22 protein-coding genes are annotated in these 24,521 nt (G+C 39.0%); all 22 read left to right on the top strand.

Annotation, left to right across the window (positions count from 1 at the left end):
• Nucleotides 1-663: 663 nt before the first annotated feature.
• The 22 genes from ACI48O_RS10895 to rseP all read left to right on the top strand — a co-directional run bounded on the left by ACI48O_RS10895 (nucleotide 664) and on the right by rseP (nucleotide 24,467).
• A complete protein-coding gene (locus tag ACI48O_RS10895) occupies nucleotides 664-1,437 on the top strand; it encodes a ribonuclease HII (protein ID WP_435561832.1) in 774 nt (257 codons plus the stop codon).
• Nucleotides 1,438-1,670: 233 nt separating this feature from the next.
• Entirely contained in the window at nucleotides 1,671-2,834 is a 1,164-nt protein-coding gene (sucC, locus tag ACI48O_RS10890) for an ADP-forming succinate--CoA ligase subunit beta (RefSeq protein ID WP_435561831.1), read from the top strand.
• A 21-nt stretch (nucleotides 2,835-2,855) separates the two neighbouring features.
• Entirely contained in the window at nucleotides 2,856-3,758 is a 903-nt protein-coding gene (sucD, locus tag ACI48O_RS10885; protein WP_435561830.1) for a succinate--CoA ligase subunit alpha, read from the top strand.
• Between the two features lie 182 nt (nucleotides 3,759-3,940).
• The gene (gene dprA, locus ACI48O_RS10880; protein WP_435561829.1) at nucleotides 3,941-4,810 is read left to right on the top strand and encodes a DNA-processing protein DprA; all 870 of its coding nucleotides are present in this window, start codon (nucleotides 3,941-3,943) and stop codon (nucleotides 4,808-4,810) included.
• A 296-nt stretch (nucleotides 4,811-5,106) separates the two neighbouring features.
• Nucleotides 5,107-7,182 (top strand): type I DNA topoisomerase, encoded by a 2,076-nt coding sequence (topA, locus tag ACI48O_RS10875; RefSeq protein ID WP_435561828.1) that lies wholly within the window; start codon nucleotides 5,107-5,109, stop codon nucleotides 7,180-7,182.
• Nucleotides 7,183-7,551: 369 nt separating this feature from the next.
• Nucleotides 7,552-8,856: an FADH(2)-oxidizing methylenetetrahydrofolate--tRNA-(uracil(54)-C(5))-methyltransferase TrmFO gene (trmFO, locus tag ACI48O_RS10870; RefSeq protein WP_435561827.1), complete on the top strand. Its 1,305-nt coding sequence runs from the start codon at nucleotides 7,552-7,554 to the stop codon at nucleotides 8,854-8,856.
• Nucleotides 8,857-8,917: 61 nt separating this feature from the next.
• The gene (gene xerC / locus ACI48O_RS10865) at nucleotides 8,918-9,823 is read left to right on the top strand and encodes a tyrosine recombinase XerC (RefSeq protein ID WP_435561826.1); all 906 of its coding nucleotides are present in this window, start codon (nucleotides 8,918-8,920) and stop codon (nucleotides 9,821-9,823) included.
• A gap of 22 nt (nucleotides 9,824-9,845) precedes the next feature.
• Complete coding sequence (hslV, locus tag ACI48O_RS10860) at nucleotides 9,846-10,388, top strand: ATP-dependent protease subunit HslV (protein ID WP_435561825.1); 543 nt, start codon at nucleotides 9,846-9,848, stop codon at nucleotides 10,386-10,388.
• Between the two features lie 19 nt (nucleotides 10,389-10,407).
• On the top strand, nucleotides 10,408-11,817 hold the full coding sequence (gene hslU, locus ACI48O_RS10855; protein ID WP_435561824.1) for an HslU--HslV peptidase ATPase subunit: 1,410 nt from the start codon (nucleotides 10,408-10,410) through the stop codon (nucleotides 11,815-11,817).
• 99 nt (nucleotides 11,818-11,916) lie between these two features.
• Nucleotides 11,917-12,696: a GTP-sensing pleiotropic transcriptional regulator CodY gene (gene codY, locus ACI48O_RS10850; RefSeq protein WP_435561823.1), complete on the top strand. Its 780-nt coding sequence runs from the start codon at nucleotides 11,917-11,919 to the stop codon at nucleotides 12,694-12,696.
• A gap of 211 nt (nucleotides 12,697-12,907) precedes the next feature.
• A complete protein-coding gene (locus tag ACI48O_RS10845; RefSeq protein WP_435561822.1) occupies nucleotides 12,908-14,920 on the top strand; it encodes a chemotaxis protein CheW in 2,013 nt (670 codons plus the stop codon).
• 100 nt (nucleotides 14,921-15,020) lie between these two features.
• Nucleotides 15,021-15,503, top strand: coding sequence for a chemotaxis protein CheW (locus ACI48O_RS10840; protein ID WP_435561821.1), 483 nt, complete (start codon nucleotides 15,021-15,023; stop codon nucleotides 15,501-15,503).
• Nucleotides 15,490-16,128, top strand: a complete 639-nt coding sequence (locus ACI48O_RS10835; RefSeq protein WP_435561820.1) for a chemotaxis protein CheC — start codon at nucleotides 15,490-15,492, stop codon at nucleotides 16,126-16,128. Before ACI48O_RS10840 ends, ACI48O_RS10835 begins: the two co-directional genes overlap by 14 nt.
• Nucleotides 16,118-16,624, top strand: a complete 507-nt coding sequence (locus ACI48O_RS10830; protein WP_435561819.1) for a chemotaxis protein CheD — start codon at nucleotides 16,118-16,120, stop codon at nucleotides 16,622-16,624. The genes ACI48O_RS10835 and ACI48O_RS10830 overlap by 11 nt, the downstream gene beginning before the upstream one ends.
• A 212-nt stretch (nucleotides 16,625-16,836) precedes the next feature.
• Nucleotides 16,837-17,535, top strand: a complete 699-nt coding sequence (gene rpsB / locus ACI48O_RS10825; RefSeq protein ID WP_435561818.1) for a 30S ribosomal protein S2 — start codon at nucleotides 16,837-16,839, stop codon at nucleotides 17,533-17,535.
• A gap of 260 nt (nucleotides 17,536-17,795) precedes the next feature.
• A complete protein-coding gene (gene tsf, locus ACI48O_RS10820) occupies nucleotides 17,796-18,677 on the top strand; it encodes a translation elongation factor Ts (protein WP_435561817.1) in 882 nt (293 codons plus the stop codon).
• A 198-nt stretch (nucleotides 18,678-18,875) separates the two neighbouring features.
• Entirely contained in the window at nucleotides 18,876-19,598 is a 723-nt protein-coding gene (pyrH, locus tag ACI48O_RS10815; protein ID WP_435561816.1) for a UMP kinase, read from the top strand.
• A gap of 2 nt (nucleotides 19,599-19,600) precedes the next feature.
• On the top strand, nucleotides 19,601-20,158 hold the full coding sequence (gene frr / locus ACI48O_RS10810) for a ribosome recycling factor (protein WP_435561815.1): 558 nt from the start codon (nucleotides 19,601-19,603) through the stop codon (nucleotides 20,156-20,158).
• A gap of 239 nt (nucleotides 20,159-20,397) precedes the next feature.
• Nucleotides 20,398-21,174 carry an isoprenyl transferase gene (locus ACI48O_RS10805; RefSeq protein WP_435561814.1) on the top strand — a complete coding sequence of 259 codons (777 nt, stop codon included), beginning with the start codon at nucleotides 20,398-20,400 and terminating at the stop codon, nucleotides 21,172-21,174.
• 35 nt (nucleotides 21,175-21,209) lie between these two features.
• The gene (locus ACI48O_RS10800; RefSeq protein ID WP_435561813.1) at nucleotides 21,210-22,004 is read left to right on the top strand and encodes a phosphatidate cytidylyltransferase; all 795 of its coding nucleotides are present in this window, start codon (nucleotides 21,210-21,212) and stop codon (nucleotides 22,002-22,004) included.
• Nucleotides 22,005-22,047: 43 nt separating this feature from the next.
• Nucleotides 22,048-23,190 carry a 1-deoxy-D-xylulose-5-phosphate reductoisomerase gene (locus ACI48O_RS10795; RefSeq protein WP_435561812.1) on the top strand — a complete coding sequence of 381 codons (1,143 nt, stop codon included), beginning with the start codon at nucleotides 22,048-22,050 and terminating at the stop codon, nucleotides 23,188-23,190.
• Between the two features lie 17 nt (nucleotides 23,191-23,207).
• Entirely contained in the window at nucleotides 23,208-24,467 is a 1,260-nt protein-coding gene (gene rseP, locus ACI48O_RS10790; RefSeq protein ID WP_435561811.1) for an RIP metalloprotease RseP, read from the top strand.
• Nucleotides 24,468-24,521 lie beyond the last annotated feature (54 nt).

Below are 24,521 nucleotides of genomic sequence, written 5' to 3'. Positions count from 1 at the left end.
CAATCACACTATTTCTCTTACTCATAGTGGACTCCTCCCCTTATGACTAAATTGTACTCCTACTAAATTTAGGTGTCCAAATTAGTAAGGGGGCTAAAAAGTTAACAGTCGGGATTTGGTTTTTTTTAAGTGTAAAATGAAGATTTATTTGTTTTGTGCTAAAAAATTATCACTTTTTGCTGAAATGAGGTAATTTTTTTGTGTTTTTTTAAAAAAAGGGGAGTTTTTTTAAAAAATTATAAGATTTTCGCTATTTTTTGGAGAATATTTGCTCGCGAAAATGCGTATATGCCCGTCAATATGTGAATATGGACCATTTGAAAAAATATATGGACCAACTTTTTAAATATATAGACCAACTTTTCAAATATATGGACCAACTTTCAAAATATATGGACCAACTTTCAAAATATATGGACCACCTTTCAAAATATATGGACCAACTTTCAAAATATATGGACCAACTTTCAAAATATATGGACCACCTTCCAAATATATGAACCAACTTTTCAAAAATATGCACCAGCCGAACCTTTCAAATTCATTCCCACTCGTCCCCACTCATTCTTTTAATAGAATTAGCTCTAAAAATAAAACAATATCATCCTCTTTTTTTTAGTATAATTAATCTAATACTTTTACAAAACAATGCAGGAGAATCAAATGAAGAACCTTACAATTAGACAAATAGAAGAACGCCTAAAATCGCTACAAGAAGAAGATCAACATTTTATAAAAGAACTACAAGCAGACGAGCGCAAAGGAGTGCAGCAGCTCCTCTTAAAGTGGCAAAAACAGCGTGAGCAAGAAAAGCTGCTCCGTGAAAAATTCATCGAAATGAGCCAATACGAACGCAAACTACGCCAAAAAGGTTACCAGCATATTGCCGGAATAGATGAAGTGGGACGTGGACCGTTAGCTGGCCCGGTAGTGGCGGCAGCTGTTATCCTTCCTGAAAACTTCTACCTGCCCGGTATTGACGATTCGAAAAAATTAACCGAACAAAAGCGTGAAGCCTATTATGAACTAATCATCAGTCAAGCAATCTCGTATAGTGTAGGGTCAATTTCACCGGAAGAGATCGACCAAATCAATATATATGAAGCGACAAAAAAAGCCATGCTCGCAAGCGTGGCGGGACTAACAACCAAGCCAGACTTTTTACTAATTGATGCCATGAAATTAGAAACACCATACCCTTCTGAGGCCATCATAAAGGGTGACGCCAAAAGCATCTCAATTGCGGCAGCCTCCATTATTGCAAAAGTAACAAGGGACCGCCTCATGAAAGAAATAGGTCAAAACTATCCGGAATATGGCTTTGAAAGCAATATGGGTTATGGAACGAAGGAGCATTTAGAGGCCATTGAAACGAAGGGGATTACTCCTCACCATCGCAAAACCTTTGCACCAATAAAAGACTACATAGTAAAGTGATAGAATTTTATTAGAAAAAAGCTGCCTACAAAGGGGATAATCCCTTGCTAGACAGCTTTTTTTCTAACATTATTCGTCAATCAAAATAGATTGAATATTAAAAATATTAAAAATTTCTGAATTTTAGCACAAATTTTCGATACTTTATGTTATATTAGTAGACAGTGAGACATTTTTTTTAATAAAATGTAAACACGCAGTCTATATTTGAAAGTGTAATAGGAGGATGGGAAATGAATATCCATGAGTATCAAGGGAAAGAAATCCTCAAGTCTTACGGGGTATCCGTACCGAATGGGAAAGTGGCTTTTTCGGTTGAAGAAGCAGTACAAGCAGCAAAGTCTCTTGGGACAGAAGTTTGTGTAGTCAAGGCGCAAATTCACGCTGGCGGACGGGGAAAAGCTGGCGGAGTTAAAGTAGCCAAAAACCTAGATGAAGTGCGTACATATGCAAACGAAATCTTGGGAAAAACCTTAGTAACGCATCAAACTGGACCAGAAGGTAAAGAAGTTAAACGCTTACTAATAGAAGAAGGCTGCGACATTAAAAAAGAATATTATGTAGGTTTAGTATTAGACCGTGCTACTTCTCATGTTGTATTAATGGCATCAGAAGAGGGCGGAACTGAAATTGAAGAAGTTGCAGAAAAAACACCAGAAAAAATCTTTAAGGAAGAAATTGATCCGATTGTTGGACTGACAGCATTCCAGGCACGCCGGATTGCTTTTAACATCAATATTCCTAAAGAACTTGTGAACCAAGCATGTAAATTTATGCAAGGTTTATATACAGCTTTTATCGAAAAAGATTGTTCCATTGCTGAAATTAACCCATTAGTCGTAACTGGCGATGGCAAAGTAATGGCTCTTGATGCAAAATTAAATTTTGATGCAAATGCTCTTTACCGTCAAAAAGATGTATTAGAGTATCGTGACCTAGATGAAGAGGATGCAAAAGAAATCGAAGCTTCAAAATATGACTTAAGCTATGTTTCATTAGATGGCAATATCGGTTGTATGGTAAACGGCGCCGGGCTTGCGATGTCCACTATGGATATCATTAAGTATTATGGCGGCGAACCGGCTAACTTCCTGGATGTTGGGGGCGGTGCGACAGCTGAGAAAGTAACGGAAGCGTTTAAAATCATCCTTTCTGATCCAAACGTTAAAGGGATTTTTGTCAATATCTTTGGCGGTATTATGAAATGTGACGTTATTGCGACAGGAGTTGTGGAAGCTGCGAAACAAGTGGGTCTCAGCGTACCTTTAGTCGTTCGCTTAGAAGGCACGAACGTTGACCTCGGTAAGAAACTTCTTGAGGAATCAGGACTAAATATTATTGCAGCAGAATCAATGGCCGATGGAGCGCAAAAAATCGTTTCATTAGTAACGGAATAGGATTAGGGAGGGAGAATTCACGTGAGCGTATTTATCAATAAAGATACAAAAGTAATTGTTCAAGGAATTACAGGTGCGACAGCATTATTTCATACGAAGCAAATGCTAGAATATGGCACGAAAATTGTTGGTGGTACAAGTCCAGGTAAGGGCGGATCAGAGGTAGAGGGAGTTCCGGTATTTAACACAGTGAAAGAGGCTGTCCAGACCACTGGTGCAAACGCTTCCGTAATCTATGTTCCGGCTCCATTTGCTGCTGATGCCATTTTAGAAGGGGTCGAAGCAGAACTAGACCTTGTCATTTGTATTACTGAACATATTCCGGTCTTAGATATGGTAAAAGTAAAGCGTTATATGGAAGGAAAGAAAACGCGTCTCGTTGGTCCAAACTGCCCAGGTGTCATTACGCCTGATGAGTGTAAAATTGGCATCATGCCAGGCTATATTCATACAAAAGGTCATGTCGGCGTAGTTTCTCGTTCAGGAACGCTAACTTATGAAGCTGTTCATCAATTAACGCAAGCCGGGATCGGCCAATCAACAGCTGTTGGAATTGGAGGAGACCCTGTAAATGGGACAAACTTTATTGATGTTCTTAAAGCTTTTAATGAGGATCCTGAAACCTATGCTGTTATTATGATTGGTGAAATTGGCGGTACAGCCGAAGAAGAAGCAGCAGAATGGGTAAAGGCTAACATGACCAAGCCTGTCGTGGGCTTCATCGGCGGACGAACTGCACCTCCTGGAAAGCGTATGGGCCATGCCGGTGCGATCATTTCAGGCGGTAAAGGTACTGCAGATGAAAAAATCCGTGTCATGAACGAATGTGGCATAAAAGTGGCAGATACACCGTCTGTCATGGGTGAAACACTAATTGAAGTTCTTAAAGAAAAGGGTTTATACGAAAAGTGTCGAACTCATTAAGATAGAAAGAAAGAGGAGATCTAATATCGTATATTACTCTCCTTTTTTCTACCGAAGTCCCTCAGTTTGAGGGACTTTATCCTCATTGAAGCAAATTTCAATCAATCATCCCTCATTTTTTTAATCCCAATTTATTTATATATGAATATATTGTGAATTTTTTCACGAGGAGGGTATCCTTTATGGACCATTTTCAAACAAAACTATTATTTCTTCACCATTGGCGGGGGATTAGTTGGACAACGTTTTATACCATCCTGAAAACAGACCCCACGCTTTCTTCGATCAATGATTTTACAGTTACTGAATTAAAACAGATTGTAAACCTGCCCACACGGTCTCTTCCAAACTATGACCTCCCAAAAGAATCCACTTTTAATCTCCTCCTTCAATACCAACAAAATGATATTTTCCCGATTACTTTTTTTGATGATGTTTACCCGCAATTACTGAAAGAAACCTACCAGCCACCTTGGGTTCTTTATGGTAAAGGCAAGCTGGAATTATTGCGGAAACCGAAGAAGTTAGCTGTTGTAGGGTCGAGACAGGCCACGTCCTATGGCAAGTCCGCTATTCAGTTATTATTTCCAGAGTTAATAAACGAGGATTTTATCATTGTGAGTGGGTTAGCGAAAGGAATTGATGCTTACAGTCATGAAATGGCGATTAAGCTTGGCGGGAACACTATCGGCGTCATCGCTGGAGGTTTTAATCACCTCTATCCTAAGGAAAATATAGCTCTTGCCGGCACAATGGCTCAAAACCATTTGCTTATTTCAGAGTACCCGCCAGACACTAAACCGGAACGATGGCAGTTTCCGTTAAGGAATCGAATCATCAGCGGGATGAGTCTTGGAACGCTTATTATAGAGGCCCAAAGGAAAAGCGGTTCGTTGATCACAGCCAGCTATGCAGTGAATGAAGGCAGAGAAGTGTTTGCGGTTCCCGGCAGCATTTTGAGCCCTTACTCGATGGGAGCTAATGATTTGATCCAACAAGGGGCTAAATTAGTTAAAACGGCTGCGGATATTATGGAAGAATTTCCTAAATAATTTATTGTTGAATTTATTCCTTTCTGCTCATTTATGCTCGAAAAAGTTGATTTTTTAAGTTTTTTTTCAAAAAAGGTTGAAATTATTGCCAATCTGTTATACATTTTGCAACAGATGTTCGTTCACAATTTAAAGGAAAAAATTTTTTTCGGTATCATCATGGAAACGTTTTCTTTAGCTTATAATTGACAAATTTAAATTATTTGTTCAATAATAATGATTAATTTAAAACATCTTATTTTTTTAATTAAATAAATGGAGATTTACGAATACTCCCTCTTAAGGAGGACTACTGGATGTCAGACTATCTTGTAATCGTGGAGTCGCCGGCAAAGGCGAAAACGATTGAACGGTATCTTGGAAAAAAATATAAAGTAAAAGCGTCCATGGGGCATTTGATTGATTTGCCAAAAAGCCAAATGGGTGTGGATGTAAAACATAACTATCAACCTAAATACATTACAATTCGCGGGAAAGGTCCCGTGTTAAAAGAATTAAAGACAGCTGCGAAAAAAGCGAAAAAAGTCTATCTCGCAGCCGACCCCGACAGAGAGGGAGAAGCGATTGCCTGGCATTTAGCTCATAGTTTAGATGTGGACATTAACTCTGAATGCCGAGTTGTGTTTAATGAGATTACGAAGGATGCCATTACGGAATCCTTTAAGAATCCACGTCCGATTAATATGGGATTGGTTGATGCCCAGCAAGCCAGACGGGTTCTTGACCGATTGGTCGGTTATAATATTAGTCCGCTATTATGGAAGAAGATTAAGAAGGGCTTAAGTGCTGGTCGGGTTCAGTCAATCGCTGTCAGGCTAATTATTGATCGTGAGAAAGAAATAAAAGATTTTGAACCAGAAGAATATTGGACGATTTCCGGAGAGTTTTTGAAAGGAAATGAAACATTTGAGGCTTCTTTCTTTGGGATAGGCAACGAGAAAGTAGAGCTAAAATCCGAGGAAGACGTAAAAAATGTCCTTGCTAAGATGAAGGGCAAAAACTTTACGGTTGAATCGGTGACGAAAAAAGAACGCAAGCGCAATCCCGCAGTGCCGTTCATCACTTCCTCTCTGCAGCAGGAAGCAGCAAGAAAATTGAACTTTAGAGCTAAGAAAACAATGATGCTGGCTCAGCAGCTTTATGAAGGAATCGAACTCGGAAAAGAAGGAACAGTTGGTTTAATCACTTACATGAGAACCGATTCAACGAGGATCTCTGAAGTGGCACAAAATGAAGCTTCGGAATACATTCTATCAACGTTTGGTGAAGCCTACCTTCAGACCGAGAAACGGAAAGAAAAAAAACAAACCAATGCACAGGATGCACATGAAGCGATTCGCCCTACAAGCACACTTCGTGAGCCTAATAGCTTGAAAGAGTTTTTATCGAGAGATCAGTTAAGATTGTATAAATTGATTTGGGAACGGTTTGTGGCCAGTCAAATGGCTTCGGCTGTAATGGATACGATGAGTGTCGACCTTAAAAATGGTGAAGTTATTTTCAGAGCAACCGGCTCTAAGGTTAAATTCCCAGGGTTTATGAAGGTGTATGTGGAAGGAACGGATGATCAGTCTGAAGAAAGAGAAAAAATGCTCCCTGATCTTGAAAATAAAGACAAGGTTCTAAAAAAGGATATTGAACCGAAACAACATTTTACCCAGCCGCCGCCACGCTATACGGAGGCAAGATTAGTTAAAACGCTTGAAGAATTAGGGATCGGCCGCCCGTCAACCTATGCTCCAACCTTGGATACGATCCAAAAGCGCGGCTATGTGGCTCTCGACAATAAACGGTTTATTCCAACTGAATTGGGTGAAATTGTTCATGAGATGATTGAGGAGTTTTTCCCGGAAATCATCAATATCGATTTCACTGCAATGATGGAGCAAAACCTTGATAATATCGAGGAAGGAAAAGTCAATTGGCTTAAAATAATCGATGAGTTTTATCGGGATTTTGAAAAGAGCTTGGAAAAAGCTGAAGTGGAAATGGAACATGTTGAAATAAAGGATGAACCTGCAGGGGAAGATTGTGAGCAATGCCATAGCCCAATGGTATTTAAAATGGGTCGCTATGGAAAGTTTATGGCCTGTAGTAATTTTCCAGATTGTCGGAACACGAAACCAATTGTAAAGGATATCGGGGTTAAATGTCCGAATTGTAAAGAAGGCAATATTATTGAACGTAAAAGCAAAAAGCGCCGCATTTTTTATGGATGTGATCGCTTCCCGGCTTGTGAATTTATTTCTTGGGATAAGCCTTTACCGCGGAATTGTCCGAAATGTGACAGTCTGCTCGTTGAGAAGAAACTGAAAAAAGGTGTCCAAGTTCAATGTATTAGTTGTGATTACAAAGAAGAGCAACAAAAGTAAAGAGTGAGCATTGCTCACTCTTTTATATTGCATATAAATGAAACTTATAGTAATAATGAAACGTATGAATACATGCAAGATCGCTAGATCATAAGGGTAAAATAATAATGAATTTGTCATAACCCAATTTTGCATATACATAACGATAGTTTTTTGGCTGTGTTAAAGGTAATTTTGATTTTCGACATAAGTTGATTGGAGCGGAGGGCACGAGACTCCTGCGGGAGTACGGGACAGGGGAGACCCCACAGGCGCCCATGCGCCGAGGAGGCTCCCCGAACCGCCCGCGGAAAGCGAAGTGCCTGTAGCGGAAATCAACTGTCAAGTTTAACAGAGCAATTTTTATTTATCCTACAGGGGGCTAAAAAGATGGAAGCGTCAGTTAACGTAATTGGAGCAGGCTTAGCTGGAAGTGAAGCTGCTTGGCAATTAGCAAAAAGAGGAATTAAAGTTCGCCTATATGAAATGAGACCAGTAAAACAAACACCTGCACATCATACCGATCAATTTGCCGAACTTGTTTGCAGTAATTCATTACGGGCAAACACATTAACAAATGCAGTTGGAGTTTTAAAAGAAGAAATGAGAATGTTAGATTCCGTTATTATCGGTTCTGCTGATGCGTGCGCAGTTCCGGCAGGAGGGGCGCTTGCGGTTGACCGCCACGAATTTGCTGCCCATGTCACCAACCGAGTAAAAGAGCACCCTAATGTGACGGTGATTCACGAGGAAGTAACGGAAATTCCTGAAGGTCCAACGGTTATTGCGACAGGACCGTTAACAAGTCAAGCATTAGCTGCAAAGTTAAAGGACTTAACCGGTGAAGAATATTTATATTTCTATGATGCTGCTGCACCTATTATTGAGAAAGACAGCATAAATATGGATAAGGTGTATTTAAAATCCCGTTATGATAAGGGAGAAGCGGCCTATTTAAACTGCCCAATGACAGAAGAGGAATTTAATCGGTTTTATGAAGCGCTCATTAGTGCTGAAACAGTACCGGTAAAAGAATTTGAAAAAGAGATTTTCTTTGAAGGGTGTATGCCGATTGAAGTTATGGCCAATCGCGGGAAGAAAACGATGCTGTTTGGACCAATGAAGCCGGTTGGATTAGAAGACCCTCGCACAGGTAAAAGACCTTTTGCCGTCGTGCAATTACGTCAAGATGATGCAGCAGGGACGCTTTATAATATTGTCGGTTTTCAAACCCATCTAAAATGGGGCCCGCAAAAGGAAGTAATCCAATTAATTCCTGGTCTCGAACAAGCAGAAATTGTTCGCTACGGGGTCATGCACCGCAATACCTTTATTAATTCACCTAAAGTTTTAAAAGCTACCTATCAATTTAATTCAAGAAGTGATTTATTCTTTGCCGGTCAAATGACAGGGGTTGAAGGGTATGTGGAATCAGCAGCAAGTGGTTTGATTGCCGGAATTAATGCAGCACGATTCGTTTTAGGAAAAGAGCCAGTAGAATTTCCGAAGGAAACGGCAATGGGAAGTATGGCTAGTTACATTACAACTGCAAACCCAAAAAGATTTCAGCCGATGAATGCCAATTTTGGATTATTCCCTGAGCTGCCGGAAAGAATTAGAGGAAAAAAAGAGCGGTATGAAGCATTAGCTGGAAGAGCTTTACAGATAATTCAGAACTTTGTGAAAAATTTGTAAAGTTCCTTGTGTTGCCCTATTAAATATGATAATATTTAGTAGCCCTTGTGAGGTGGCTAAAATGAAGGAAAATGTGAACGTTTCTTTAAAGTTATTTATCGAATATTTACAAATTGAAAAAAATTCTTCACAATATACAATTGAACATTATCAACATGATATTAGAGATTTCCTTATGTTCATGTCTGAGCAAGCAATTGAAAGCGTAAACCAAGTTAACTATTTGGATGTACGGCTTTACTTAACGAAGCTGTATGAGAAAAAACTTGCCAGAAAGACAGTGGCACGCAAAATCTCAAGTTTGCGTAGCTTTTATCGGTTTATGTTAAGAGAAGAATTAGTTGAGGATAATCCATTTTCCTTAGTTTCGATACCTAAAATTGAAAAGCGTCTGCCTGCTTTTTTTTACGAATCAGAAATGGACGAACTTTTTAAAGCATGTGATCTTACTACACCACTAGGGCAGAGAAATAAAGCGTTATTGGAGCTTTTGTATGCAACTGGAATGCGTGTTAGTGAAATTTGCCAAGTCAAAATGAGCGACTTAGATATGTTTGTCTCCACTGTCCTTGTTTATGGAAAAGGAAAGAAGCAAAGATACGTACCGTTTGGAAGCTTTGCACAAGATGCCCTTGAACTATACATACAACATGGGAGACAGGAAATTCTTACAAACACAAAAAAAGATCACGATTTTTTGTTTGTTAATTTTCGAGGGGGTCCTCTGACTGCAAGAGGAGTTCGAACAATCTTAAACTCAATTATTGAGAAATCAGCATTAAATGGTAAAATTCATCCGCATATGCTACGTCATACCTTTGCGACTCATCTTCTTAACAATGGAGCTGATATGCGTACGGTTCAAGAGCTACTTGGGCATTCTCTACTATCATCAACCCAAGTATATACACATGTTACGAAGGATTATTTGCGTAATACGTATATGTCACATCATCCTAGGGCTTAACTCTCGAAAGGGGATTGGTTACATGTCTCAAATACATGCTACTACTATTTTTGCTGTTCATCATAATGGCAAATGTGCAATGGCTGGTGATGGTCAAGTTACATTTGGTAATGCAGTTGTGATGAAACACACAGCAAGAAAAGTTAGAAAATTGTTTAATGGAAAAGTAATCGCCGGTTTTGCCGGTTCCGTGGCAGATGCCTTTACATTATTTGAAATGTTTGAAGGGAAGCTGGAAGAATACAACGGAAATCTCCAAAGAGCTGCGGTTGAACTTGCAAAACAATGGCGAAGTGATAAAGTTCTTCGCCGCTTGGAAGCGATGTTAATCGTTATGAATGAACAGGATTTACTTCTGATCTCAGGTACAGGTGAAGTGATCGAGCCTGACGATGGGATCCTAGCAATTGGTTCTGGCGGTAATTATGCGCTGGCAGCAGGACGTGCATTGAAAAAATACACAGGTGAACACTTAACTGCTAGTGAAATTGCCCGCTCGGCTCTTGAGATTGCAGCAGACATATGTGTCTTTACGAATGACAATATTATTGTTGAAGAGCTTTAAACGAAAGGAGACATAAGAAATGGGAAAAACAACAAATTTAACCCCTCGTCAAATCGTTGAGAGACTTGATCAATATATCGTCGGTCAAAAAGACGCAAAAAAAGCTGTTGCAGTAGCCCTTAGAAACCGTTATCGCCGAAGCCTGCTAACCGAGGAGATCCGAGATGAAATCGTTCCTAAGAACATTTTAATGATCGGCCCAACAGGGGTAGGTAAAACGGAAATTGCTAGAAGGATGGCAAAATTAGTTGGTGCCCCGTTTATCAAAGTGGAAGCAACTAAATTTACCGAAGTTGGTTACGTTGGCCGCGATGTTGAATCTATGGTTAGAGATTTAGTAGAAACTTCGGTACGACTTGTCAAAGAAGAAAAGATGATTAATGTAAAGGACCGGGCCGAGGAAAACGCCAACCGCCGGTTAGTAGACTTGCTTGTTCCGAGTAACAAAAAATCAACGACCTACAAGAATCCACTCGAAATGTTGTTCGGAGGCAATGCGCCTCAGTCGGACCAATATGATAATCAAGCTACAGAAGAATCCGCTAATTCAGAAAAGCGAAAAGTAGTTCAAGAAAAGCTTGCGTCCGGACAATTAGAAAATGAAATTGTAACGGTCGAGGTCGAGGAACAGCAACCTTCCATGTTTGACATGCTTCAAGGATCTGGTATGGAACAAATGGGAATGAATATGCAGGATGCATTAAGCAGTTTGATGCCTAAGCGCCGTAAAAAACGCAAGCTGACAGTAAGTGAAGCGAGAAAAGTTCTAACCAATGAAGAAGCGCAGAAATTAATTGATATGGATGAAGTAACGATGGAAGCAGTTAGAAGGGCTGAACAAACCGGGATCATCTTTATCGACGAAATTGATAAGATTGCCAGCAAAAATTCCGGAGGCTCATCTGCTGATGTTTCGAGGGAAGGCGTTCAACGAGACATTTTACCGGTAGTGGAAGGTTCAACAGTCGTGACTAAATACGGATCGGTCAAGACCGACTATATCTTATTTATTGCCGCTGGGGCTTTTCACATGGCAAAACCATCTGATTTAATCCCGGAATTACAAGGCCGTTTTCCGATTAGGGTTGAACTGACAAAGTTAACTGTTGATGATTTTGTAAAAATACTAATTGAGCCAGATAATGCATTAATAAAACAATATCAAGCATTATTGGAAACAGAAGGTATACAAATTGAATTTTCTGACGATGCTATTCGTAAGATTGCAGAAGTGGCATTTGAAGTGAATCAGGATACGGATAATATTGGAGCAAGACGTTTACACACGATTCTTGAAAAGCTTCTCGAAGATTTATCATTTGAGGCACCAGATATTACGTTAGAAAAAATTACGATAACTCCTCAATACGTAGAAGAAAAGCTCGGAGCCATTTCTAGAGACAAAGATTTAAGTCAATTTATCCTCTAATGAAGGATTAAATTTTGGGTGTAACAACCTAATGGTTTTATATAAAGAGAAAAATACAATAACATAATGTTCGTTTGAAGCACATAGGAGGAAGAATTAATGGACTTATTAACAAGAACTAGAACGATCAACGCGATGCTACAAAGAGCAGCAGGGAAACCTGTTAACTTCAAAGAAATGGCTGAAACTCTACGTGATGTTATCGAAGCTAACGTTTTCGTTGTAAGCCGTCGTGGTAAATTATTAGGTTTTGCAATTAAGCAATCAATTGAAAATGAACGCATTAAGAAAATGCTTGAAGATCGTCAATTCCCTGAAGAATATTCAAAGAACCTTTTTAATATTCAAGAAACATCTTCAAACATTGATATTGAAAGTGAGTATTCAGCGTTTCCTTATGAAAATAAATCACTTTTCAATGCTGGATTAACCACAATTGTTCCGATTATCGGTGGCGGAGAGCGCTTAGGAACACTTATTTTATCCCGTATTGAAGAACAGTTTCATGATGATGATCTTATCTTAGCTGAGTACGGTGCTACTGTAGTTGGGATGGAAATTCTTCGTGAAAAATCAGAAGAGATCGAAGAAGAAGCACGCAGCAAAGCAGTTGTTCAGATGGCTATTAGCTCATTATCATACAGTGAGTTAGAAGCAATTGAGCATATTTTTGAAGAGCTTAATGGAAATGAAGGCCTATTAGTAGCTTCAAAAATTGCAGACCGTGTTGGAATCACTCGTTCTGTTATCGTTAACGCACTTCGTAAACTTGAAAGTGCTGGCGTAATTGAATCACGTTCTCTTGGAATGAAAGGGACGTACATTAAAGTTCTTAACGATAAATTCCTTGTTGAACTTGAGAAGTTAAAATCTAACTAATTGTTTAAATACAAAAAACCAAGCAGCCATTGCTTGGTTTTTTTTGCTTTTGCTTTCGAAAAGTTCCTTTGTTCGAAAAAAAATTCGCTTTTTTTCGACAAAGCTTATAGTAAAATAAGACTGATATACATATAAAGGTGTTTTTTGTCAATCATCCCAGAAAAACACAACCGAAAAAAGTTTTTCATCCTGTTTAAAAGGAGGGATAGGCATGGAGTTAATCGACTTCTTACAAGTATTTATCGATGAAAGCAAAGAGCATTTGCAAGCCTGTAATGAACATCTTATCAAGCTTGAAAAAGACCCGGAAAATATAGCGGTTATTAATGAAATTTTCCGTTCAGTACATACATTAAAGGGAATGGCAGCAACGATGGAATATGGAGATTTGACCAATTTGACACATCAGTTAGAGAATCTTCTTGATGCAATCCGAGATGGTCGAATCGGTGTAACGAAAGCGGTACTAGATGGATTGTTTTTTGGAGTAGACGAATTGGATTTAATCCTGCAATCCATAATTACGGGAGGAAATGGAACGAGAAACATTTCGGACGCTCTGCAAAGATTAATGGAGTTGGAAAAGAATCCGGAAAGGACAGAACAGAAAAAAGAGAATGGGTATCAATATAGTCCGAACACGGAACCTCATTCCATCCATGAAATCGTCTATGATCCTTTAGAGATCACGATTATTCAACAAGCAATGGAACAGGGGAGCCGTGTCTTTGAAATAATGATTACGCTTGCTCAAGATTGCTTATTAAAAGCAGCAAGGGTGGCCCTGATTTTTCATACATTAGAAAAGTTAGGGGAGATCATCAAATCGGTTCCTTCCTTTGATCAACTTGAAGAGGAACAGTTTGATTTAACTTTTACCATTACATTTTCAACAAAGAGTACCTCAGAAAGCATTTATCAGCATCTTATTAACATTTCAGAGGTTGAGAATGCAGAATTAAATAGCCTGCCTATTATTAATCCTAATTGGAATCAAGAGAGACTTGATGGGATTGTTAAAAATCCCCAAGAAGTCGGTTCTTTAGAACCATTCGCAACCTTCACAGCCATCCCAGCTATTAATAAAACAATACGAGTCCAAATTGAACGGCTTGATACATTAATGAACTTATTTCAAGAGTTTGTTATTCACCGTGGTAGATTAGAACAAATTTCCCGGGAATTAGATCATCCAGAGTTACGGGAATCGGTTGATGGTATGGCTGTTTTATCAAGTCAAATGCAAAGTGTCTTACTAAATATGCGCATGTTGCCAATCAGTACTGTGTTTAATCGATTCCCAAGAATGATCCGCCAATTAGCAAGAGAATTAAATAAGCAAATCAGCATCGAAATAATTGGTGCAGAAACCGAGCTAGAACGCTCCGTCGTTGATGAAATTGGTGATTCCCTTATTCATATACTGCGCAATTGTGTAGATCATGGAATTGAATACCCTGATATAAGAAAAACACTGGGCAAACCGACTGAGGGAAAGATCACCTTAAAGGCTTTCCATAGCGGGAATCACGTCTTTATCGAGGTAAGTGATGATGGTGGCGGAATTAATCGTGAAAAGGTTATCCAGTCAGCAATAACCAAGGGACTTCTGGCCGAAAATGACGAACAAGGACTTTCGGATCAAGAGGTGTATGATCTTTTATTTATGTCAGGTTTTTCGACCTCTTCGGAAATTTCAAACATATCCGGGAGAGGCGTCGGATTAGATGTTGCGAAATATACGATTGAATCGCTGGGGGGGACATTGACAATTAATTCTCAGCTTGGGAGGGGCACCGTTTTTTTAATCAAGTTACCGCTCACTTTATCAATCCAATCAGTATTATTAACCAAAATTCAATCAGAGATTTATGCCATTCCCATTTCATTCATTATCGAGACAGTAATTAAGAAACAAGAAGAAGTAATGAGTATAGAAGGTCAAAAGAGTATTAGTTTTCGTGATAAGACCATTCCGCTCGTTTACCTTCAAGAATTATTAGAAGTCCCCGGGGGGGCATATGAAGAGGATTCTCTAAAAATCGTAATGGTTCAAATAGGAAATAAAACCATCGCCTTTGTTGTAGATTCCTTTATTGGACACCAGGAAGTAGTGCTGAAACCTCTAGGTAACTATTTGCCACCTATTAGGGGGATCTCTGGTGCTGCGGTGTTAGGCGATGGACAATTGGCTTTAATTGTTGATTGTCATACACTGATTTAATCGTTATCTTGTCTAGTGATAAGGAATTTATAGAGCCAAAAAACAGGAGAAGCCCCCGGCGAAACTAGCTAATGAATGAAGAAGAAGGGAGTGAGTAAATTTGAAGGAACTTCTTAATGAGTTTAAAGTCATTGTTTTTGAATTAAATTACCATGCTTATGCTATCGGGATTAGTTCGGTCCGATCTATCGAGAAGGCTCAAGCCATCACAAGAGTTCCTTTTACACCTCCCTATATTAAGGGGATTATCTATTTAAGGGGAGAGGTTATTCCAATATTAGATCTCCGTGAAAAATTAAAGATTATTCCTAAGCATGAGCTGACCAATCAAACAAGGATTATTTTAGTGTCAATTTCCGAATCAGTGGTCGGTCTACTAGTAGATGCTGTAACGGATGTATATACACTAGACCTAAATTCAATCAAAGCTGCTCCTGCCAAAAATGAATTCCTTCAAGCACAGTGGGTGAAGGGAATTTCCATCATCGATTCACAATTAGTCACGGTACTGGATATTGAAAAAATGATAGAGTCAGATATTTCACAGCATAGAAATGAAGGTGGAAAGAATGTCGTTCATTAATCAAATTACAGAGATGCAATTAGATGTTCTTAAAGAGATCGGCAATATCGGTGCTGGCAATGCAGCAACGGCTTTATCAAAGCTATTAAATAAGAAAATTGAAATGAAGATACCAAGTGCTAGAGTACTGTCCTTTGAAGAAATGATGGAAATGGCAGGAGGAAGCGATCAAACTGTTGCAAGTGTATACTTAAGAATTGAGGGGGATGCAACTGGGAGCATGTTTTTCATTCTTCCGCTCCATCAAGTGGAACATTCCATTCAGCAGCTTTTTGGAAGCTCGAGTCTCCCTTATGATGAATTAGATCAAGACATTGCAGCTTCAGCATTGCAGGAACTGGGAAATATATTAACAGGTTCTTATATATCATCGTTGGCAAATTTTACCAACCTTTCGTTAGTTTCGACTGTTCCTACTCTGTCCATTGATCTGTTTGGTGCAATCATAAGCTACGGTTTTATTGAACTGTCAAAAGAAAGTGATGTTGGAATCGTGATTGATACTGCATTAAAGGAAGATGCTGGAACAAACACAGAAAGCATTAAGGGATACTTTTTCTTAATACCGGATCCCAATTTCTTTACGATTATTTTTAACGCTCTAGGTATTTCTAATGATGATTAAGGATAGGGAACTCCCTTCTATTCGTGTCGGAATTGCTGGAATCGAAACGGTTACTGGTGCTGCTATCTTGAAAACATCTGGATTGGGATCATGTGTCGGGGTGGTATTATTTGATCAAGCTGAGGAAGTTTCCGGTCTTGCTCATGTTATGCTTCCTAATTCTAAACTAGCAAAAGCAGAGTCTCACAAAAAAGGAAAGTTTGCTGACATAGCGATTCAAGCTTTAGTGACTAGTTTAATTAGTAAAGGGGCTCGCCTTCCTAATTTAAAAGCAAAACTAGCTGGAGGAGCAGAAATGTTTCCAGGTTTAGCTTCTTCTTCATTAATGAAAGTGGGACTGAGAAATATTGAGGCGGTCAGACAGGAATTAGCCATTCGTTCGATTGAGGTGATAGCAGAAGAGGTGGGTGGGAGTAGCGGAAGGTCGATTGAATTTAATACAAAAACATATGACCTTGCTATTCGGACCGCACATAATAGGATGTATCTAATATAAATGATGAATCCAATTACCGATCGTACGGAATAATCATTTTTTTTCTAACTTAGATAAACAGGAATAACTTGATTGTCTAAATCACATATGCTATATTAGTTCATGGTGTTAATACACACGCTAACGGATTTAATCGGCAGGTGCTTAATTTAAGTTTCCGGTTAAAGATGAACTTAGCGGAGGAAAACTAAAACCTTTAGGAGGAAAAAAACATGTCAGTTATTTCTATGAAGCAATTGCTTGAAGCTGGTGTACACTTCGGACACCAAACTCGCCGTTGGAACCCAAAAATGAAGAAGTATATCTTCACGGAGCGTAACGGTATCTACATCATCGACCTTCAAAAAACAGTTAAAAAGGTTGAAGAAGCTTACAACTTCGTTAAGGAGCTAGCTGGTAACGGCGGTAAAATCCTTTTCGTTGGTACTAAGAAACAAGCTCAAGATTCTGTTAAAGAAGAAGCAGCTCGTTCTGGTATGTACTTCGTTAACCAACGTTGGTTAGGTGGTACTTTAACAAACTTCGAAACAATCCAAAAGCGTATTGCACGCCTTAAAGATATCGAAAGAATGTCTGAAGATGGAACATTTGATGTTCTTCCTAAAAAAGAAGTTGTTCAATTAAGAAAAGAGCAAGAGCGTTTAGAAAAATTCCTAGGCGGTATCAAGGATATGAAGGGTCTTCCAGATGCATTATTTATCATCGACCCACGCAAAGAGCGTATTGCTGTTGCTGAAGCACACAAATTGAACATCCCGATCGTTGGTATCGTTGATACTAACTGTGATCCAGATGAAATCGATTATGTTATCCCAGCTAACGATGATGCAATCCGCGCAGTTAAATTATTAACTGGTAAAATGGCAGATGCAATCCTTGAAGCTAAACAAGGTGAAGAAGTTACTGCATAATTTTGTTTAGCAAGACAATAAAAGGTGATAAGAGGGAGCACCCTTTATCACCTTTTTTTAAAGAAATAGTAAAATGTCTAGCTCCAGCGGCTAGGGGTTCACAGGTCTACAGCCAATCCGGTCAGAAGGTCAAAAAACGACCTTCAGCCCGGCTCGTCTTATGCCTGTCACCCCTGAGCAAGCCGCTTCCGCTTTTCGTGTTTAGCTTTGCTAAAATGTGTAAAAAATAATACATAGTTATTATAAGGAGGAATTTCATTATGGCAATTACCGCTCAAATGGTAAAAGAACTTCGTGAAAAAACAGGTGCCGGCATGATGGATTGCAAAAAGGCCCTTACAGAAACAAACGGTGATATGGAAAAAGCGATTGATTACTTACGTGAAAAAGGAATTGCAAAAGCAGCTAAGAAATCTGACCGTATTGCTGCAGAAGGTATTACTGCTATTGCTACAGAAGGAAACGACGCAGTTATTTTAGAAGTTAACTCTGAAACTGACTTCGTTGCAAAAAATGAAGGTTTCCAAGTTCTTGTTAAAGAATTATCTAGCCACCTTCTTAAAAACAAACCAGCTACAGTGGAAGAAGCTGAAGCTCAAACTATGGATAATGGCGCAACAGTTGCTGACCATATCAATGCTGCGATTGCAAAAATTGGTGAGAAAATCAGCCTTCGTCGCTTTGAAGTAAAAACAAAAACTGATGCTGATGCATTTGGTGCATACTTACATGCAGGCGGTCGTATTGGTGTATTAACAGTTCTTGAAGGAACAACTGAAGAGGCAGCTGCAAAAGATGTTTCTATGCATATCGCTGCTTTAAACCCTAAATACGTTTCTCGTGATCAAGTTTCTGCAGAAGAAGTTGAGCGTGAACGTCAAGTATTAACTCAACAAGCTCTTAACGAAGGTAAGCCAGAAAATATCGTTGCCAAAATGGTTGAAGGTCGCCTTGGCAAATATTTCGAAGACGTTTGTGTCCTTGATCAAACATTCGTTAAAAACCCAGACCAAAAGGTTCGTCAATTTGTTGAATCTAAAGGTGCAACTCTTCGTGAGTTTGTTCGTTATGAAGTAGGCGAAGGTATTGAGAAGCGTGAAGAAAACTTCGCTGAAGAAGTAATGAATCAAATCAAAAAATAATTAAGCGTGAATACTTCGGGGATATCCCGATAAATACTCGCTTTTGATGATTGTTATAGGGGACACGAAGTGTTCCCTATTTTTAAGAGGTCTAAGCTCTTGGTGCTATTGAATTGCGGTTGAAAGCGATTCTTAAGTGCCTGAGCTTTACTTCAAACTATTTTTTTGAAACATACTATTGGAGGTTCAAAGGTTCTTATGAGCAGCCCTAAATATAAACGCGTCGTTTTAAAATTAAGTGGTGAAGCATTAGCAGGTGATGCTGGTTTTGGAATTAATCCTGCTGTAATCAAGTCAATTGCGGATCAAGTAAAAGAGATTGCCGAATTAGGTGTGGAAGTTGCTGTAGTTGTTGGAGGCGGAAACATTTGGCGCGGTAAGATTGGCAGCGAGATGGGAATGGATCGGGCAACAGCTGATTATATGGGGATGCTTGCCACGGTTATGAATTCTCTTGCTCTTCAAGATAGTTTAGAGCAAGGTGGGATTGAAACGCGTGTGCAAACATCTATTGAAATGCGACAAGTTGCGGAACCCTATATTCGTCGCCGGGCTATCCGTCATTTAGAAAAGAAGCGCGTTGTCATATTTGCCGCTGGTACTGGGAATCCATATTTCTCCACTGATACAACAGCGGCATTAAGAGCTGCTGAAATTGAAGCAGATGTTATTTTGATGGCGAAAAACAATGTCGATGGAGTTTATTCAGCAGACCCTCGCATTGATAAAAACGCAAAAAAATACGATCAATTATCGTATCTCGATGTTCTTAAAGAAGGATTAGCGGTAATGGATTCTACTGCATCTTCACTTTGTATGGATAACGATATTCCGTTAATTGTCTTCTCTATTATGGAGCAAGGAAATATTAAACGAGTCGTTATGGGTGAAACAATCGGAACAATTGTTAGGGGGAAATAATCATGCCAAAACAAGTTATTGCTACTGCTAAAGAAAAAATGACTAAAGCCATTTCTGCTTACACACGTGAACTTGCAAGTATTCGTGCGGGCCGAGCTAATGCTTCTTTACTTGATCGGCTTTCCATTGATTATTACGGTGCACCAACTCCTGTTAACCAATTGGCTGGAATTTCTGTTCCAGAAGCGCGCCTGTTGGTGATCCAGCCTTATGATAAATCTGTGTTAGGTGATATTGAAAAAGCAATATTAAAATCAGATCTTGGTTTAACACCAACAAATGATGGAAATATTATTCGTTTAACGATTCCTCAATTAACAGAAGAACGTCGTAAGGAATTGGTAAAGGTTATTAAAAAAGATTCAGAAGAAGCAAAAGTTGCGGTTCGTAACATTCGTCGTGATGCAAATGATGATCTTAAGAAACTTGAAAAGAACGGGGAAATTACCGAGGACGAACATCGTGGTTACTCCGATGACATTCAAAAATTAACAGATGATCATATTGCAAAAATTGATCAAATTACGAAGGATAAAGAAAAAGAAGTAATGGAAGTTTAAGACTAAATAGACCTCCGAAAAAAAGACCCTCTTTTTATCGGGGGTTTTTTTACGATTAATAATTCTTAAAAATGGTCCATATACATAGTCTTTTATAGAGATATCTTATTCCATTTTTGGTATGATAAGAGCATGTGAATAAAATGGTGAATTTCTTCGATATATACAAGTTTACATATAATTGGTATTTGCTATATTATCGGGAGAGTCAGATTAACTTTTTTTGGAGGAGCTAAATTATGTTAAACAAAATAAAGCTGTGGAAGAATCAGCAACATTCTTCCAGTCTCCGAGACCGAATAATTCAAATTAAAGGACAGCAAGTTCCTTCACATGTTGCAATTATTATGGATGGTAATGGAAGATGGGCCAAGAAAAGAGCATTACCACGCGTTGCCGGACATCATGAAGGAATGAAGGTAGTTCGGAAAATCACTAGATTAGCAAGTGATCTGGGGCTTCATACACTAACCTTATATGCGTTCTCAACAGAGAATTGGAAACGGCCAAAGATGGAAGTGGATTATTTATTGAAACTCCCTGAAGAATTTTTAGGAACGTTTTTACCAGAGCTTATTCAGGAAAATGTGAAAGTTACGATGATGGGATATAAGGAAAACTTACCTGATCATACGCTAAGAGCGATCGAGAAAGCAATGGATGATACAAAGGATAATACAGGCTTAACGTTGAATTTTGCCTTGAATTATGGAAGCAGGGCTGAGATCGTTGACGCTGTTAAGCATGTCTTAAATGATTGCCAAAATGGTATAATAGATGAAAACGGACTTACAGAAGATGTCTTTTCATCCTATTTAATGTCCGCAACACTGGCTGATCCAGATTTGTTAATTCGTACAAGTGGGGAGATTCGACTTAGCAATTTTATGCTTTGGCAGCTTGCCTACTCCGAGTTTTGGTTTACAGATGTACTTTGGCCAGATTTTGGAGAACAACATTTTATTGAAGCGATCGAAGCATATCAAAATCGTCAAAGAAGATTTGGAGGAGTGTAATACACTCTCATCATGAAAAGGTGTTGAAAAACTAAATGAAGCAACGAATCGTAACAGCGGTTATTGCAGCAGCCATTTTTTTACCGATTGTTATTTATGGAGGTACTCCGTTTATTTTATTAACATACCTCTTGGCATCAATCGCTTTATATGAGCTGTTAAAAATGCGGAAAATAAGTGTCATTTCCGTGCCAGGATTGATTTCACTCATTCTTTTATGGCTATTTTTGCTGCCAGATCAATTTCAAAGTATCCTTGAAAGTGCGGATTATACAAAAATTGAGCTGGCCTTATTAGCTGTTTTGTTGTTTATGACGTATACAGTAATAACAAAAAATCGATTTACTTTTGATGATGTTGCCTTCGCAACTTTATCGACCATCTACATTGGAATTGGATTTCATTATTTTATTGAAACACGAGAAGCGGAAGCAGGCTTAACATATATTTTTTACGCCTTATTTATTATTTGGGCAACAGATTCAGGAGCGTATTTCATCGGAAGAGCAATAGGGAAAAACAAGCTCTGGCCTGAGATCAGTCCTAAAAAAACGGTGGAAGGGTTCTTCGGCGGGATTGTCTCTGCATTAATCGTAGCCGTTCTTTTTATCCTGTTTGCTGAAATGAACACCACTTTATGGAAGCTGTTATTGGCAACAACTTTTTTATCTATTTTTGGACAAATTGGAGATTTGGTTGAATCAGCTATTAAACGTCATTACAATATCAAAGATTCGGGCCGCATCCTGCCTGGTCATGGAGGAATCTTAGACCGCTTTGATAGTTTATTATTTGTTTTGCCGTTAATGCATTTTTTCCATTTGTTATAGTTTACGATTGATCATTTTTTAGTTTTTGTGGGAGTGGGACTTTGTGAAATATATTAGTTTGTTAGGTGCTACCGGTTCAATTGGATTACAAACGCTCGATGTAATCAAAGAGCATCAAGATGAATTTTCTTTGGTTGCCCTTTCCGTTGGAAGGAACATCGATTCTGCGAGGAAGATTATCTCTCAATTTAGTCCAAAACTTGTTTCGGTTCAAGACCAATCAGCATGTGTAACATTGAGACAAGAATTTCCTAATACAACTTTTACATACGGTGCAGACGGACTAATCGAAGTGGCTGTTTATGAAGAGGCAGATATCCTTGTCAATGCCGTTTTAGGAAGTGTCGGACTTCTTCCAACGCTCCAGGCAATTGAAGCGAAAAAAACGATCGCAATTGCCAATAAAGAAACGCTTGTTACGGCAGGGCATTTAGTAATGGAAGCAGCCAAGAGACATGGCGTAAGCTTGCTGCCTGTTGATAGTGAACATTCTGCGATATTCCAGGCGCTACAAGGAGAAAACAGCAAAAATATCGAGCGCTTGATTCTGACGGCTTCAGGTGGAAGCTTCCGCCATCGCACGCGAGATGAACTAGAAAATGTCACCGTAAAGGAAGCGTTAGCCCATCCAAACTGGGCAATGGGTGCAAAAATTACCATTGATTCGGCTACAATGATGAATAAGGGGCTTGAAGTAATTGAAGCCCATTGGTTGTTTTCAATCCCTTACGAGAATATTGATGTACTTCTTCATAAGGAGAGCATTATTCATTCGATGGTAGAGTTCCATGACAGCAGTATTATTGCTCAATTGGGTACTCCGGATATGAGAGTCCCAATTCAATATGCATTAACCTACCCTGACCGGCTTCCACACCCGAGTGGGAAACGATTAAACTTGGCTCAGATTGGCAAGCTTCATTTTAACGAAATGGATCTTGAACGTTTTCGTTGCTTAAAGTATGCCTATGAGGCTGGGAAAATCGGTGGAACAATGCCTACCGCGTTAAACGCAGCGAATGAGATTGCTGTTTCAGCATTCTTAGAGGGTAGAATAAAGTTTTTACAAATTGAGGATTTAATAGAGAAAGCTCTTTCAGCTCATCAAGTCATTTTGAATCCAAGTCTTGATGAAATTCAGGAAATCGATAAAGAAACAAGGCTCTTTGTCCAGAATCTTTTATAAAAAGGTGGTTTTTAAGTTTGAGTACAGTCATAGCCTTTATAGTTATTTTCGGCGCTCTCGTATTCTTTCATGAATTAGGACATCTCATCTTTGCAAAACGAGCCGGAATTCTTTGTCGAGAATTTGCAATTGGCTTCGGTCCAAAAATCTTTTCCCATAAAAAGAATGAAACCACTTATACGATTCGTCTTCTTCCAATCGGTGGATTTGTTCGGATGGCTGGGGAAGACCCTGAGATGGTTGAAATTAAACCTGGGCATAGAATTGGCCTTATTCTCGATCATTTAGGAAATGCAACCAAAATTATTTTAAATAATAAGGATAAATTTCCTGAGGCGCGGATCGTAGAAGTGGAAAGTGCAGATATCGAACGAGATTTACTGATAAAGGGTTATGTTGAAGGAGAAGAAGAGCAGCTGCAAAAATTCTCGATTAATCGGGATGCCGTTTTAGTTGAAGACGGAAATGAAACGCAAATTGCCCCTTATGATCGGCAGTTTGCCTCTAAAACTCTAGGGCAAAGAACCATGGCTATCTTTGCAGGACCGATGATGAATTTTGTTCTGGCATTGCTTATTTTTATCACGATTGCCTTATTACAAGGTGTACCTTCTGAAGAACCGGTGTTAGGGAAACTTACCTCTGACGGGACCGCGTTACAGGCTGGACTAAAAGAAGGGGATATCGTCCAAAGCATTGAAGGTGCAGAAATCACGACATGGACCGATGTTGTAGAAATGATTCGAAAAAACCCAAATAAAGAGTTAGAGTTTACCATCCAACGGGACGGAGAAACTCTTGAAATACCCGTTACACCTGAGGAAAAGGAAGTAGAGGGAGGAAAAATTGGCCTGATTGGTGTTTATGGCCCAATTGAAAAATCTCCACTCAAATCGATTAGTTACGGATTTCAAGAAACCTATGATTGGACAAAACAGATCTTCTTAATGTTAGGGAAGCTTGTTACAGGTGAGTTTACCATTGATGCTTTATCTGGACCGGTTGGGATTTATAAATCGACGGATACCGTTGCCAAATCCGGCATTTATTATTTAATGAAATGGGCCGGAATTTTAAGTATTAACTTAGGAATCATGAACTTGCTGCCAATCCCTGCACTTGATGGTGGAAGATTAATGTTTTTTGCAGTTGAAGCGCTAAGAGGGAAACCAATCGATCGCCATAAAGAGGGCATGGTTCACTTTATCGGGTTTGCATTACTCATGCTGTTGATGTTAGTAGTGACATGGAATGATATCCAACGGTTTTTCCTATAAAAAGTGTTAAGTGCAAGCGGTATTACCAATTAATGAATCTTGCTGAACTGACGC

The organism is Neobacillus terrisolis (assembly GCF_051233475.1).
In the GTDB taxonomy this organism is placed as follows: domain Bacteria; phylum Bacillota; class Bacilli; order Bacillales; family Cytobacillaceae; genus Bacillus_BU.
The sequence above is the reverse complement of the archived record's forward strand: the minus strand, read 5'-3'. Positions and strand labels throughout refer to the sequence as shown.